Source organism: Rivularia sp. PCC 7116 (genome assembly GCF_000316665.1).
Taxonomy (GTDB): Bacteria; Cyanobacteriota; Cyanobacteriia; order Cyanobacteriales; family Nostocaceae; genus Rivularia.
The window spans coordinates 8036701-8052512 of sequence record NC_019678.1; the positions used below are offsets into that span (position 1 = coordinate 8036701).

Genomic DNA, 15812 nt, shown 5'->3' on the forward strand with positions numbered 1-15812 from the left:
AAATAGGAGAGTTAGTAATGGTTGGTAGATTCGGAAAGAAAATTGGAAACATTGGTAAAAATGTTGTCGGTAAAGCTGTTGATAAAGCTGGTGATGTAACCGAGAAAGTTGGAGATGTTGGTGGAGCGGTAGTTGGAAAAGCAACCGATACAGCTGGTAACGTTGTCGGTAAAGTTGGAGATATCACTGGAGGAGCTATTGATAAAGCTCTAGATAGTAAATTTGCAGAGTTATTCAAGAAGCAATCAGATGTTTTACTAACCCAGGGTTACTTTGATAAGTTCCACTTCGATACAACAGCAAAAAATTATAGTCCTTACAATGCTTATTCATTAGGACTTGCGAGCTTTTTAGCTTATTCGGTGACAGGTGAAAATGGTCAAGATGTATCGGGAAAATTAGAGTTAAATAAACAAGCTCTGAAAAACTTTTTATGTAAAGAAGACCAACAAGAAGAACAAACCGAAGCAATCTTTGCAAAATTAGACAATTGGTTATCGAATTTTAGCCAGCGTAACTTTATTACTGGTAAAGAAACCGATTTAATCCAATTCTCTAGAGAAAAGGGTGTAACTTCCACTGTCACAAACAGTCAAGCTATAGTCCTCAAAAATGAACAGATAATCATTGTTGCTTTTCGAGGAAGTCAGGAATTAGGAGATTTCTTCACAGACGCTCAATTTATCCACAGTAGAGAATTCCCCGGTGGATTTGGAGTACATAACGGATTCAAAGAAGCTTTAATGTCAGTTTGGACTGAAGTATGGGAACAAATCAAACCTGAAGCAAGGGGGGAAAGAACTCTTTGGTTTACCGGACATAGTTTAGGTGCTGGTTTAGCAAACTTGGCTACTGCTATGTGTCTATTTGAGGAAGAATATAGCAAAAATCCTCCCAATGGAATGTACACCTACGGACAACCAAAAGTAGGTGATGAGAACTTTGTCACAGCATTTAACGAGAAGTTCAAAGAGCAAACATTCCGCTTTGTTAATAACAACGATATCGTACCATTTCTTTCCTTCGGTCCTTCTGATTTTGACGTAATGCTACCCAATGTATTCAAATTTATCCCTAAATTTGATAAGACATTAATCAATGTTCTTTTCGTCCTTGATTACTACCATTGCGGTAACTTTAAATTATTTGATAATCAAGGTGTGCTTCAAGATGAAAGCTTCGGTATTGCTGATAAATGGGTGGATAGAGCATCTGGATATCTGAATAATTTATTCAAACTCGACCCAGGTTCTTTGAATATCCCGCTTTCATTAAATCCATTAGTTGTGATGAGAAGTATATTGGGACGTGTTATTGACCGTATTGATGGTATTGGTGACCATTTTATGAGTCAATATATCGTCAATTTGAAAACACATTTAGATAAGTGGGAAAGGGAAAACCCTTCAAGCATTAGTAATTCCAAACCAACCATTAACACCAGTTCACAGAATCAACAAACTCAACAAGCAACTAACAACGTACTGATTACAAACCTTGTCCATAAGGGTTTGGTCAAAAGAAAACAAAGCGACGAATATATCGAAATCACCAACTTTGGTTCGACACCTGTAGATTTATCCAATTGGAAAGTGACTTCTAACAATCAAGAATTTAGCTTTCCAGGGGGAACACAGTTAGAAGCAGGTAAAAGTTTCCGGGTTTATACCAATCAAGTTCAATCCGAATTTGGCGGTTTTAGCTTTGACAGTTCCGTTGCTATCTGGAATGACCAAGGAGATGAAGGTCAACTTTTAGATGCTGATGGTAATTTAGTTTCTAACTGGGTTTATGACGAGGAAGGTAATGTAACGGGTAAGAATCGTCAAAGTGATGCTTCTTCAACTACAGTAGGTGAATTGACTCCTGAATCTGTAAAAAAAATATTTGATGATGCTCGAAAAAACTCCGATCAAGAGCAATATTTTGTTCGCGATTTAGGAACTAGTGTTAATTCAAACGAGCTTCCGAATAATGTCAAACAAGCTTATGATTTCTACCAGAAAAATGTCGAAGATGCAGACATTGGTTCTGCTGGAGTTTATGAAATCCCTGTAAATAATGTTCCAGTTTATGTAGTTACAGGAGTAACTGATGGAGACACCGGTTATTTGGAAATATACAGTAAATCTGGTGAAGAAATCGCTTGTGGTGAGAATGATTGTGACACAATTAAGTGGAGTGATAAAGAAACTACTCGTACTGATTTAGTTAGTAATTGATGGTATTTTCTGGTGTTGCTGAATCAAGGGATAACTTGACAGAATTCGGAATTAAGTTACGAGGCTTACGAAACCATTTCATCCCCGCGATCGGCAACACTCATTTTCTGAATTAACTGATAGGCAATAAGTTAATCCAATTAAAATTGGATTAGTATCTTTTGTGATTGTTGATAGTAAACGTTAAAGGGTTAACAATCAACAAACTTTTTTGCTTAAGTTGGCATCCTTCTGAGTTTATCAAACATTCCATAATCTCATATTTCATCAACCATAATCAAATAGATATCTATCTAAAATTAAGCAATGTAAACCAGAGTCAGATAATTTTTGTAAATTCAATCAAATCACTTCAAAATTACAGGCTGCGTACTACAAATAAATAACGGTATTTCAAGCTTTGAGGTAGTTAAAATAATAGTTTGAATTACTTTCGCCAGCCTACAAATAGTATGTTACACACTGTAACTCCTATAATGCTGTTGGACTATTGATAATAGCATCAATAAGAGTCAGAAACATTGCGAAATATTTAGATAGGTAAAGATATTTGTATCGGAATATTTAATTGTTATTCTGTACGGTGATTACCAGAGATTATAGTCAAGATTTTTTTGGATAAGAATAGTAGAATCTATCAATTTCAAGTTGAGCTACTCAAATTGAACGATATGTAAATTGAGAATAATTTGAATCTTGTTTTTCTCGAATTTCATTAATCAGATTATGTTCTGGTGATAGATGACAAACTGGATCGGTAGCGTTGGATTTCCCGGTAAGTAAAAAAGCTTGACAGCGACAACCCCCAAAATCAATTTCTCGTCTAGAACAGCTACGACAAGGTTCTTCCATCCAATCCGTACCGCGAAAACGGTTAAATGCTTCGGATTCAAACCAAATCCACTCTAAAGTTCGTTCGCTGATATTTGCAAAGTTTAATTCGGGAATACTTGTAGCCACTTGACAGGGTAATACATCACCAGATGGGGAAATTACTATTGTTTTTTGTCCCCATCCGCCCATGCAAGGTTTAGGATATTGTTCGTAATAATCGGGAAGTACGTAAACTAAACCCATAGGGAAATATCGTTTTTCCACAGCAATTGCAGTTGCTTTTTTAGCTTTTTCTAATTGAGCAGGTGTTGGTAATAATGAAGTACGATTTTCTAGTGCCCAACCATAATATTGAGTATTGGCTAATTCAACCCTATCAGCTTCGAGTGTTTTACATAGTTCCAAAATTTCTGCAATTCTATCTAGATTATGACGATGCAGTACAACATTAATAGTTAGGGGAAATCCTAACTTTTTCACCAATCTTGCAGCAGTCAATTTTTGTTCAAAGGAAGTAACTCCGGCAATATAATCAGATTTGTCAGCTTGACTATCTTGAATACTAATTTGTATGTGGTCTAATCCGCAGTCTTTCAATTTAGCCGCTCGCTCTGGGGTTAAACTTTTCCCAGACGTAATTAAACTGGTGTACATTCCTGTAGAAGCAGCTGTTTCTACCATCACCTCCAAATCTTTTCTCAGAAGTGGTTCACCTCCAGTAAAACCAAGCTGTAAAATTCCTAATTTCGCAGCTTGACCGATTGCATCTAACCAATATTGGGTAGCTAATTCTTGACGATAATTACTTTCACCATAATTAACCGGATTAGAACAATACGGACATCGAAGTGGACAGCGATAGGTTAGTTCTGCAATTAATGTTAATGGTCTATTTATATTCATAATGAGATGTATAAAGGAGGGGGTAGAAGGGGAAGAAGGGGAAGAGGAGGTAGAAAATATTAACTTTTCACCTTTGACCTCTAACCTTTAACCTTTGACCTAATTAACAATCCTCGTTTAAATACCGATAACAATAATTTTTCCACATCGCTAACATTAACATCACAATATTGCTGCTTTAGTACTGCTACAATTTCATCTAGAGAGCGATCGCCGTCACATTTAGCAAGTATGGCTGCCGCAGTGGAATTTAAAGCAAGTGCAGCTTCGGGAAATAAAAGCCAATATTGCTGTCTGACTTCACTCCAATGCAAACGTACACCAGGAGCAAAAGTTAAATAATCAAGAGTTTCAGAAATTTTAATTTCTTGCATCACCGAGCAGATTTTTAAAGATTTATCGACGTTTGTGGAGCTAAGATATTACGAATTACGAATTACGAATTATATCCGGACGAGTATCACCTTTCTCAATTGCATCTAATTGAGTCCATAGTAAATCGCATTTAAAAGCTAATGCTTGAACAGCTTGCTCTTGAGTATCGCGAGTTGTACAGTGTTGTAAAACCAGATTCAGCGCATATTTAGCGTCTCTGGGTGCTTTTTTCAACCTTACCCGAAAATATTCAAATCCGGTGGGATCTATCCAATCATAATGTTTTTCTAATGCTGCTAATCTAACCTGAATCGCACCGGGACCAAATAACTCTGTTAATGATGCAGCAATTGCTATAATCCACAACTGACTGCGACAAAAATTTACATAAGCATCTACTGCATAACGAACACCTGGTAATACATATCGCTCATCAACAAGTTCAGAACGCGACAATCCCACACTTTTACCTAATTGAATCCAAGCTTCAATACCACCTTCATCCCCAGAGCGCCCATCATGGTCTATAATTCGCTCAATCCATTCTCTTCTCACTTCTCTATCGGAACAGTTTGCAATTATAGCTGCATCTTTGAGGGGAATATTCTTTTGATAATAAAAACGATTTGCAACCCAGTTTCGTATTTCTGTTTGTGTTAATAATCCCTGGTTCATTCTTTGATGAAAGGGATGTAGATGATGATAGCGGGATTTTTGCGAGTAGAGTATGGATTCAAATTCTTGTTTTGTCCAAGGTTTTTTGAGTTCTTGGTTGAGTAATTGCATTATGATTTTTTCGAGTAAGATAATTAGATAGGTTTGTAGTTGCGCTTACTCTACGAGAAAGCGCAACTACGAACCCTTTAAAACTTATGTGGTAGAGTACTACAGTTGAATTGTTAATCCATCATCAGCAACTTCTATTCCTGCTGCTTCAACTATTTTGCGTTCTGGTGAATTAGCGATGAGGATGGGATTGCTGTTGTTAATGTGGGTAAAAACTTTCCGCTTAGAAGAAAGTTTGGCAAGATGATTTAAACTACCGTTCTCTCCCGAAAGCGGTAAATGTCCCATTTCTAGAGATGTTCGTGTTGAAGTTCCCAGCTTAACTAGTTCGTCATTTTGCCAAAATGTTCCATCTACTAAAATGCAATCGCTTTTATCTAATCGCTCCAGTATAGAATCACTAAACTCAGAAAGTGCTGGAGCATATGTTACAACACCTCCACTAATGCGATCGCGAAAGGTAAATCCAACGACTGAGCCATCATAATTTTCATCAACCCCAACATCGGAACGCATATATTTGGGTGGTTTACTTTTGAGTGAAAACACTTCTATTTCTAAACTTGAGCTATCATCACTATTTAGATTTACTGTAGAACCCGATTCGAGATTAGTCCAAACGACTCCACAATAATTTTTGAGAACTCGAAGAATAGAAAATCCATCGGTTAATGCTTTACGTACAGAATTAGTTCCATAAATAGCTAACGGTTCCGCAGATTCTCTGAGAATCATTAATCCAGCGGTATGGTCAATTTCTGCATCGGTTAATAACACTCCAGCGATAGGGTTAGAACGAATTGAAGTTGGTACCGAATCTCGCAATCGTTCGAGTTGTAGACGTACATCAGGGGATGCGTTTATCAAATACCAAGAACCCTCAGTTCCGCGAACCGCAAGAGATGATTGAGTGCGTTGATGTACGCCATTTTTACCCTCACGGACAGATTGACAACCATAACAATTACAGTTCCATTGAGGAAATCCCCCTCCAGCAGCAGAACCAAGAATACGTACAAGCATTAATTTTATTTACCTAATTAATCCCATTGATAAACTAATAAACCTTTAACCTTTAACCTTTAACCTTGAACCTTTTAATCCCACTGCTGAACATAAGCAGTAACTTCCATACAAAGACCAAATTCTTCAAAAGATGGTGCTTCCCAAACTGCTGCTGGTTTAAATGCTGGTGATTCGGAAGAATTTGTATCAATTTTCTTAGTTTGGATATTGGAAAGATTTGCATCTTTACTTCCAGACATCGAGGAATTATTTGTTTTAGCCATTTTGTTTGAGTTGTGAATAGGTGAAAAACTTATTTTTACATCTTTATGAGAAAGAATTTCTCATTACTTATTACTTATTACTTATTACTTATTACTTATTACTCCTTACTTATTACTCAATCTAACTTTCCGTGGGTTCAATACTAATTAATTGCCCATCTTGTTCATCCGTCAAAACGTATAAACCTCCGTCGGGGCTTTGACGGACATCTCGCACTCTTCGACCAATGGGAATCGATTCTTCTTTGAGGACATTACCGTTTGCATCCAAATCAATGCGACGAACATCATTAGAAACTAAACCACCAGCAAATAAATCTCCTTTCCATATTCCGAAGCGATCGCCCGAATAAAATGCTAATCCCGAAGGTGCTATGGAAGGAGTCCATACTACTTTTGGTTCCGGCACTCCCGGACGGGATTTAACATTGGAAACTGCTCCTCCAGAGTATTCATCACTGTAACTAACCTCTGGCCAACCATAATTTTTACCGGCTTCCATGAGATTAAGTTCGTCACCACCTCTAGAACCATGTTCGGTTGACCATAACCTGTTATTAACTGTGTCAACAGTCATTCCTTGAATATTACGATGTCCGTAACTCCATATTGCTTTATCGGCACTGTCAGATGCGGCAAAGGGGTTATCTTTGGGTATGGAACCGTCATCGTTTAAACGAACAACTTTACCGAAATGAGAGTTAAGATTTTGGGCTTGTTTGCGAATAAAATCTCCATTGAGTCGAGTTGGCGGATTACCACCATCTCCAATGGCTACTAACATCGTATTATCTGGGAGCCAAACAATACGCGAACCAAAATGTTGACCACCTGGTTTTGCTTGAGAAACTTGGAAAATCACCTCCCAGTTTTTCAAAGTTGAGCCGTCAAATGTAGCTCTAGCAACTCTGGTACGATTGGCATCGGTAGTACCGTGAGAATAGGTAAAGTAAACAAAGCGATTTTTTTCAAAATTTGGATGCACCGAAACATCCATCAAGCCCCCTTGATTAGCCGCGTAAATTTCTGGAACTCCACCGATAGCATTGGGGTCTAATTTTCCATTCCGAACGATTCGTACCCTTCCCGGACGCTCGGTAATTAACATTCCTCCATCGGGAAGCCATGTTATACCCCAAGGTCGTTCTAAACCTTGTAATACGGTGGTGGTTTTGAAATTTTTCGCTACAGCTACATTCTTGTCAGAAAACAGCGGTTTATTAGATGGTGAGCTATTAGTATTTTGTGCGGTAGTTGATTGATTTGCGCTTTGTGCGGAAGTGGAATTATCTGTAGAAGAACAAGCTCCAAGAGTTAAGAGAATAATTGCGCTTAGCGTTGCTGTTATTGGGCGAATGATATGAGTTTTCATCGGTTATAAATTTTTAAGATGCATCAAACTGCAATCAATTTATTGGTTATTTTGACAAACATAATTAGCTACAATCGCAAAACTGTTTTAGAGTGTGACAAAAAAACATGACAACAAAATGACAGCCAATTAAAAAATTATCAATTCGTAATTAAACTTTAACGATTATTGTCTTTATTTAACTGGTTGACAATTTTTTGAATTCTGTTGAACTTGAGTATTATCAGCAACGAACTCAATACCCCCATCTTTGTTAACAATCCATCTGGTAGCTTCTTTAATTTGGGAAGGGGTAGAGGGGGAGGAGGGGGAAGAGGGGGAAGAGGTGAAAGTTCTTAAATCTTGTAGAACAATTTCGTTTGGTAAGACTTGTTTGGGATTTTGAGGAATTCCGCCTCTTCCGGATGTCACGAAACGAGCTTCTTCGTCAGTTGGACAACCAGCTGCAATTCTATCGGCAGCATTGGTTAAGTTTTCGGGGAGTTCAATTAAACCGGATGTGATATCCAATTCTTGGAGATTCAAATTAAAATCTCCATCGATACCAAATTGCGAACTTGCTGTAATATCGCTCTGAGGAGTTGTTTGATTACGAAATTGAATTCCAAATAATCCAGGAGTATTAATTAAAATATTTCCACCGTCACCTTGGAAAGCGTTGGCGTTAATATCGCTGTTTTCTTCAGGTACGGCAACAACTAAACCACCATTTATCGTAATATTGCCACCATTTCCACCACCGCTATTTTGGGTTCCGGCTTGGGTTGATATTGTGCTGTTATTGCGTAGAATTAAAGATTCTAGAATTGAAAGGTTGATATTTCCACCTTCACCGGAAACACTTTGAGCAGTAATTGAACTATTTTCCAAGAAAAGTTTCACGGCTTCAATATCAATATTTCCAGAATCACCAACTCCTTCCCCACTTACGGAAACTCCAGCACCATCAACTATATTAAAATCTTTGGTAGTAACTTTGATATCTCCACCCTTCGGGTTGCGCCACTTGCTACAACGGAGGGAGCCTCCGCAACGCAGTGGCTTACCCCTTCCGGAAGCTGTTTGAGATGAAGTTGCGAATAACCCAGAAACAAAACCTTGCGCTGAAGGATCGATTAAATCAATTGATTCCGATACATTAACTGTTAAATTACCTGCTCTACCTTGAGCAAAAGTATTTGTAATTACCTGCGCTCCTCCGATTGCAGTAAATTGACGCGCAGTTAAATTTACATTACCAGAATCTAGGGGAGTAAATGTTCCGGTACCTAAAAGCGAATTATCAAGCTTTAAAGTATCGGCAGCATTTATAGTAATATCTCCACCACTTCCTTGAGTCAGGGTAGTAGTAGCAACTAATCCACCATCCGACGCGGTAAAGTTGGGAGTATTAATTAAGATATTTCCCGATGCACCTTCTCCTTCAGAAGCAGTAACAATACCATTATCAAAACTATTCAAAGTCAATTTTTGATTATTTAAAGGGGGATTGATAACATTCTGCTGTAACTTCTCAAATCCACCACCGTTAACTTCTACAGATTCCGTAGCATCAATATTAATATCTCCTCCTTCACCACTACCAGAAGTTGAAGCGTTGATAATACCGTCGTTAATTTGTAATATATTAGTATTTAATTGAATATTTCCTGCATCATCATCATTAGTTTCAATGGTGATTCCCCCTTCGTTGTTGAGAATAATTGAATCAGCATTTACTTCCACCCTTCCAGATTTTCCCAATCCTTCACTTACAAGATTAATTAAACCACCATCTGAAATTCTTAACTTTGGAGTATTTATACTAACGCTTCCAGAATTTCCAGCAACAAAATCTGGAAATAAACCCAAAAAATCACGTGTAGCTTCATCTAAAGGTCTAGAAGCTGATGTTACTACACTAGGACGATTTGCCAAACCTCTACCTTTTATTTCCACAAATTCCGTGGCATTAATAGTAATATTGCCAGCATCACTACTACTCTGTGTTGAAGAACTTACAATTCCTCCATTTTCTAATCTCAAGGTCGCCGTATCTACAACCAAATCTGCTGCTGATGTCTCTTCTCCAATAGAGTTCGTAATCAAGCCACCACCTGAAAAGGTAATTGGACTTCTGCCATCGAGCAGTATATCATTTGCCTTTACCTTAACTAAACCAGGTTCCCCAGAACCTAGAGTTGCACTTACAATCATTCCTCCATTACTAATTGTTAATTCTTTAGTTGAAACTGTATTTATCCCTGCTTTCCCCTCACTAAAATTAGAAGCAGCGATCGCGCTAATAATAACTGGGTTAAGAGTAGAAATCCCATCAACTAAAATCGACTCGGAAGCATTTATATCAACGTTTCCTCCTGAATATTTACCGTAAGTATAAGCAGCAATACTTCCTCCTGCTAATACAGTCACTTTTTTAGCATCAACTTTTACGTTTCCTCCGTTTCCTCCCAAAGCTTCTGAAAATATACCCGTGCGAATAGCTGCATCAGGTGTTGTACCTTCTACTAATAAAGAATCGCCAACATTAACGATAATATCTCCGGAAACTGCATCACCAAGATTTTGCGTCCATAATACAGAGCCATCGCTCATTCGCAAATTCTGCGCTCTTACCTCCACAAAACCACTTCCCACACCAGAAACATCAGCTAAGGATTTTTCAATTAATTGGATATCACCAAAGTTTTCAACTCTGGAATAATCAAATTCCCAACCTCGGATATTATTATTAATGCCAACAACACCTTCGTTTACCGCAGCTAATTCAATTTTTCCAGATTCAGCAGTTAAAACACCACCAGACAAATTAACGTTACCACCAATTAATGCCAAAGTATTTCCAGGATTTACCCGCAAACCCGTACTTCTATCGCTTCTTTCTAACTGCAATGAAAAAGGAGGAGCCGTAGTCAAATAATGTCCTTTTCCTTGTACTTCGATTTCCCCCGGATTTGAGCCAAGTTGTATACCCAGAGGAAGGTTTATCGTTAATAACGGTGGAGATTTGGGGTTTAAAGTATTGAAATTATAGTTATCAAAAACGATTCCGTTACCACTAGAAGCGACAAAAGAACCTTTAATATCTAAAAAAGCATTCTCACCAAATACAATACCGTTGGGATTAATTAAAAATAAATTTGCATTTCCATCAACCCCCAAAGTCCCTAAAATTCGCGAAATATTATTTCCCGTCACCCTTGTAAGAATATTGGTGATATTATCCGGGTTGCTGAAATAAACTTTTTGATTGGGATTAACGTTAAATTCTTGAAAGCTGTGAAAAAGATTATTATCCCGAATCGCTCCCCCTTCAATTAAATCTCTATCAACTGAAGATTTTACTTTAGAGCTTTCCACACCCAGACTGCGATCGCGAATCAATTGAGCATTTACAGATTTTGCAGTGAAGCTGGGGAAAAGCAACAATAAACAAGTTATATAGCTCAGTTGCTTTTTATATCTACAGGATAAATTCACATTTTCTACCTTTTTCCTTTACCTGTGAGAACTCTCTTAGCTAAAAATTATATCAAGAGGGGGAGTAACTATTATTTCCATTTTCCTCTCAAACAGATTTAAATTAACTTGATTATTTATTGTCTATCTGTGAATAAACTTTTTATCGTCTCACATTGTCATAACCTGAATCAAATCGATATTTATCTAACATGAAGCAATGTAAATCAGAGTCAGATAATTTTTGTAAATTCAAGCAAATGACTGCAAATTTACAGGTTGCGTACTACATAAAAACAACGAGTTTTTAAGCTTAAAGCAAGTAATAATAAAAGTTTTAATTACTTTCGCCAGCCTACAAATAGTATGTTACACACTGTAACTCCTATACTGCTGTTGGACTATTGATAATAGCATCAATAAGAGTCAGAAACATTGCGAAGTATTTAGAGAAGTAAATTTATTTGTATCGGAATATTTAATAGGATTAGATGTGATTGTGTGAAGCGAAGTAGAGTTAGTAAAATCGATATAGAGACGTAGCAGTGCTACGTCTTGCAAGAATATAAAAGTTCAAGCAGATATTGAGAAAACAATTAATTAAACTTATACGCTTATTGGTAAGCTAGATTCTTCCGTATTGTCTTTAGAAAAGCAGCGATATAGTTACGATACTTCTTTTACGGAAAGATTGAAGAGGAATAATTTAAAGATTCTCACTGCTGACTCCTAAGCGTTTGCTACTGCCAACTTTCTTGTAAATCAGCACTTAACTTAAGGTCGTCCGGTTGGGTTTTTTTTGCTCGTTGAATTTCTCTAAGCATGTCGTACCAATATCCTTTTTTTCCGTACCACTTGGCTTTTTCGACAGCAGATTTACCAATTAATTCCTTATCTATCTGAGATGTTTTTTCAACTCGCTGCACCCAACCCATGAAAGTAGGGTCATCTGGTTGTACAGTATCTCCACATACAATAACCAAAGACCATTTATAATTTTTACCGATGGTCAAAGATGGCTTATCTTCTGGTAAATTAAAGCTGACGATACCATGTTCTGTAATTGGTAAAAAAGCTCTTTGATAATATTTACCTGCTGTATCTTGAATACTCAACATTACCCGTTTAGCTTTAGTCTTCGGTAAACGAACGAATATTGAAGGAAGCTTTTGTAAAGTTAACCCATAGTTACGTTCTGGTGGCATTAAAGGTTTGATACCCTGTTCTTGCATAGAACATTTCTTTGGGTCGCGAGAACCAGAACCTTTAGTGTCTTTTGGTTCCGGTTCACCCGGTGGTTCTAATGAATCCTGGAAAACTATTTCATCTGACAAAGAGTTATCTTTACTTGGGAATTTTGATTGAGTAAAGCCAGGTAAAGTATAAGTCAGGATCAATATTGATAAACTAAAGTTAAGGAATTTGAGCGTATAACTGGTCATACCCGTTCTTCTTAGCAATTATGTATATAATTTATGATGACGATATAAATTTATTTTTTGATTCTTATTATTGTATTGAATTAATAGCTCAATCGACATTAATAAATCAATGAAAATTTATTTTATAAAACATTTATTGTCAACTATCTATTGGAATATATATCGTCTCTTTAGATGAATTTTATTATCTTAACTGGTTCCTAGTCTCTGACTAGGAACCCATTGTTTGAGGCTCTGCCTCCGTTACAATCCAAGGCAGAGCCTCGAAAAATATATTCCCAGCTAGAACCTGGTAACAAGTAAAACCTTAAATAAGTAATTAGTATAGATGGAAGAGATAATTATAAATAATTCGTTTTTCTTGTAAGTTAACGGTGCGTTACGGCATTCTATAATATATCGTTTTTAATTTTTACATTTTCAAGCCGTAACACACCCTACAGTTATTACTCATTACTTATTACTCATTACTCATTACTCATTGCCAATTCCCCACCAAAACAAAAGGTGACCAATAATAAGGATGTTGATATTTGGGATTTTTCAATAAGGATAGTTGTGCTTGTCTTAATGCTTGGGCTTTACTAATTCCATCTTGGGTTAAAACGCTGTAAAATTCGGTTATTAGTTCGGCTGTTGATTTATCTTGTACTGTCCACAGTGTTGCTAATGTACTTCTAGCTCCGGAACGAACTGCTACACCTGCTAATCCTAAAGCTGCTCTGTTATCTCCTTTTGCTGTTTGACAAGCGCTTAATACTAAAAGTTCAATTGGCTCGCGATTTCTGAGATTTGATGACGGACTTTTTAACCATTTACCCAAATCTTTGACGTTGATTCTATCTTTCCAAGTTAATAAAAATGTGTCTTCAGCTTTGGAGCTAAATTGTCCGTGGGTAGCAAGGTGGATTACTGAAAAAGGAGCGGATTCTATTTTGTTTTGAACTTGGGGACGGGTAAATTGTTCGTTTAATAAAGTTTGGTTTTTAATCAACTGAGAAATTCGAGCAATTTCTGTTTCAACTGCTGGTAAAGCTGAAAATCCCTGACGTGGTTCTGTTAATCCCCCGGTTAAAGCTTTAAATTGTTGAGGTGGAAGATTTCGCGACTCGAATAGTTGTAAGCTGGGTGTTAAAGCAATGTTGTATTTCTCGATGATAAATTTTTCACCATCGTGTAAAACTGACATTGGTAAACTGCGAAGAAAACCATCGAGAACAAATACTAAAGTTTTAATTTCAGATTTTTCTAATTCTGCTTCAATCGGACGTATCAACCAATCGTATACTTTTTGAGCGGGAGGTAATACTTCATTCGCTGGAAAAGCTACATTTAAAGATTGTCTGAGTTGATTAAATACAGCTGTTTCTTCCTGTGGTGAAACCTTAGTAGAATAATGCTGTAAAGGTTGATTGGGAAGAGAAAGAACAACTTCTAAACGGTTATCAATAATAATCGGATATATTACCCCTGCATTTTTATCAATTTGTTCTATAGGTTGGGGTTGATAAGTTAAACAAGCTGCTCGTAAAAAGTTTTCTAGTTCAGCTACCTGCAATCCTTCAATAATTTGACGAGATTTTTCCAAACGCTGCTGTTTAATTTGGGGAGCTAAATTATCAACATCTTGTAAAAGCAGTTGTACCAACTCTCGATATACTGGTTCAACCTCATCTCGGAAAGTAAACTGCACGTCGGGATTCATCTGCACCAAATCCTGACGCAAAGATTTCAAATTATTTACAGCTTGCGAATAAGCAGCGATCGCACCTTCTTGATTTCCCCGTGCTTTATAAATTCTTCCCTGCTGCCATAGTAAGGTGGCTGTAATATCGTCTGCTTTAATTCTCTGAGCTAAGGTTAATGCATCTCTAGTTAAATTCAAAGCTTCAGAAAACTGCTTTGTTTGTTCGTAAAGATGTCCTAATTGTCCCACAGCATAAGCTTGTGCTCTAATATCTTTTAATTCTCGCGCTTGTTTTACTGCTGTGGCTAAAATTTTAGCTAATTCCTTATATTCAACTTTCAATACACCATGCCCAATCATACTTTGAGCTAAATTTACCCGGCTGTAAACGGAAAAACGATTGGTGGGAATATTTATAAGTAACTTTTTAATTTCAGGAAGTAATTGTAAAGCTGAAGAAGGTTGTTCGATTTTAACCAATAAGCTAAACTGGTTGATTTTTGCTGACAGCTTGCTACGATTATCCGGGGCGATAGCTGCTGCTTGTTGATAGTAATCCAAAGCAGTAGTTAACTCATCGCTTACCTTTGCAGAGTTTCCTAAAACTAATAAAACTTGAGCAACATCTGTCGAAGAATTCAATTTTTTAGCAATATTCAAACTTTGCAACAGTGCCTTTTGAGAATTATCCAAATCTCCTACCGCTTGTAAAGTATTACCCAAACTCCGCAAACCCCTAGCTTTAAGTAAAGAATCCGGCAATTTTTCTAAATCGACAGCAACTTGTTCTAACTCAGCTCTCCCACGACGATAAAATCCCAAATTTTGCAAAGCTTGAGCTTGATTAATTTGACTGAGAACAATTCCTGTCATATCATCAAGTTTGCGGTAAATCTGCTCCGATTGCTCCCAACTATCCAAAGCAGTTTGAGGATTACCGGTTTTTAACTCTAAATTACCATGAGTATTTAAAACTTGAGCCGAAAGCAATCCATCGTCAACCGTTTTAACTAATTCCAAAGCTTTATTTATCGCTGTTGTTGCGGCTTCCCATTTACCCAAATCTTGATAAACAACACCTAAATAGTTATTAGCTAAAACTTGATTGCGTAATTCTCCCTCTTGTTCAAACTCCGTTACAGCTGCTTCCCATATCTGCGCTGCTTGAATTAATTTCCCTTCGTCGTAAAATTGTTTTCCTCTGAGCAGGATATTTGATTGTTTTACTCGTGTCACCGAAGCAGGATTAACAGAAAACGGATATTTTGCTGCAACTGGTGTAATTATTGTAGTTAAAACAAAAGTTAGGAGTATCAAAAATAAATAACGAGATAGAAAGTTCACGATATGACTTTTTATACTAAATAATAAGAAAACTAGAGTAAATATATTATCCTAAATTAATTTCCATCATCTATAAAGAAAATTTTCGGAAATCTTCCT

10 protein-coding genes are annotated in these 15812 nt (G+C 36.9%); 1 reads left to right on the forward strand and 9 read right to left on the reverse strand.

Translation table 11 applies throughout. From position 1 onward, the window contains the following. Positions 1 to 17 precede the first annotated feature (17 nt). The gene (locus tag RIV7116_RS34355; RefSeq protein WP_015122233.1) at positions 18 to 2222 is read left to right on the forward strand and encodes a lamin tail domain-containing protein; all 2205 of its coding nucleotides are present in this window, start codon (positions 18 to 20) and stop codon (positions 2220 to 2222) included. 657 nt (positions 2223 to 2879) lie between these two features. On the opposite strand, the gene pqqE is transcribed toward RIV7116_RS34355, so the two are convergent. The 9 genes from pqqE to RIV7116_RS30730 all read right to left on the reverse strand — a co-directional run bounded on the left by pqqE (position 2880) and on the right by RIV7116_RS30730 (position 15713). Then, positions 2880 to 3959 carry a pyrroloquinoline quinone biosynthesis protein PqqE gene (pqqE, locus tag RIV7116_RS30690; RefSeq protein WP_015122234.1) on the reverse strand — a complete coding sequence of 360 codons (1080 nt, stop codon included), beginning with the start codon at positions 3957 to 3959 and terminating at the stop codon, positions 2880 to 2882. 80 nt (positions 3960 to 4039) lie between these two features. Continuing rightward, positions 4040 to 4333, reverse strand: a complete 294-nt coding sequence (pqqD, locus tag RIV7116_RS30695; RefSeq protein WP_015122235.1) for a pyrroloquinoline quinone biosynthesis peptide chaperone PqqD — start codon at positions 4331 to 4333, stop codon at positions 4040 to 4042. Between the two features lie 55 nt (positions 4334 to 4388). Beyond that, a complete protein-coding gene (gene pqqC, locus RIV7116_RS30700; protein WP_015122236.1) occupies positions 4389 to 5120 on the reverse strand; it encodes a pyrroloquinoline-quinone synthase PqqC in 732 nt (243 codons plus the stop codon). Between the two features lie 99 nt (positions 5121 to 5219). Further along, on the reverse strand, positions 5220 to 6143 hold the full coding sequence (pqqB, locus tag RIV7116_RS30705) for a pyrroloquinoline quinone biosynthesis protein PqqB (protein WP_015122237.1): 924 nt from the start codon (positions 6141 to 6143) through the stop codon (positions 5220 to 5222). A gap of 74 nt (positions 6144 to 6217) precedes the next feature. Then, complete coding sequence (gene pqqA, locus RIV7116_RS30710; RefSeq protein ID WP_015122238.1) at positions 6218 to 6409, reverse strand: pyrroloquinoline quinone precursor peptide PqqA; 192 nt, start codon at positions 6407 to 6409, stop codon at positions 6218 to 6220. A gap of 121 nt (positions 6410 to 6530) precedes the next feature. After that, positions 6531 to 7781 (reverse strand): PQQ-dependent sugar dehydrogenase, encoded by a 1251-nt coding sequence (locus tag RIV7116_RS30715; protein ID WP_015122239.1) that lies wholly within the window; start codon positions 7779 to 7781, stop codon positions 6531 to 6533. A 174-nt stretch (positions 7782 to 7955) separates the two neighbouring features. Further along, positions 7956 to 11261, reverse strand: coding sequence for a filamentous hemagglutinin N-terminal domain-containing protein (locus RIV7116_RS30720; protein ID WP_015122240.1), 3306 nt, complete (start codon positions 11259 to 11261; stop codon positions 7956 to 7958). A gap of 719 nt (positions 11262 to 11980) precedes the next feature. Then, on the reverse strand, positions 11981 to 12682 hold the full coding sequence (locus RIV7116_RS30725) for a DUF928 domain-containing protein (protein ID WP_015122241.1): 702 nt from the start codon (positions 12680 to 12682) through the stop codon (positions 11981 to 11983). Positions 12683 to 13160: 478 nt separating this feature from the next. Beyond that, a complete protein-coding gene (locus tag RIV7116_RS30730; RefSeq protein WP_015122242.1) occupies positions 13161 to 15713 on the reverse strand; it encodes a CHAT domain-containing protein in 2553 nt (850 codons plus the stop codon). Positions 15714 to 15812: the final 99 nt, after the last annotated feature.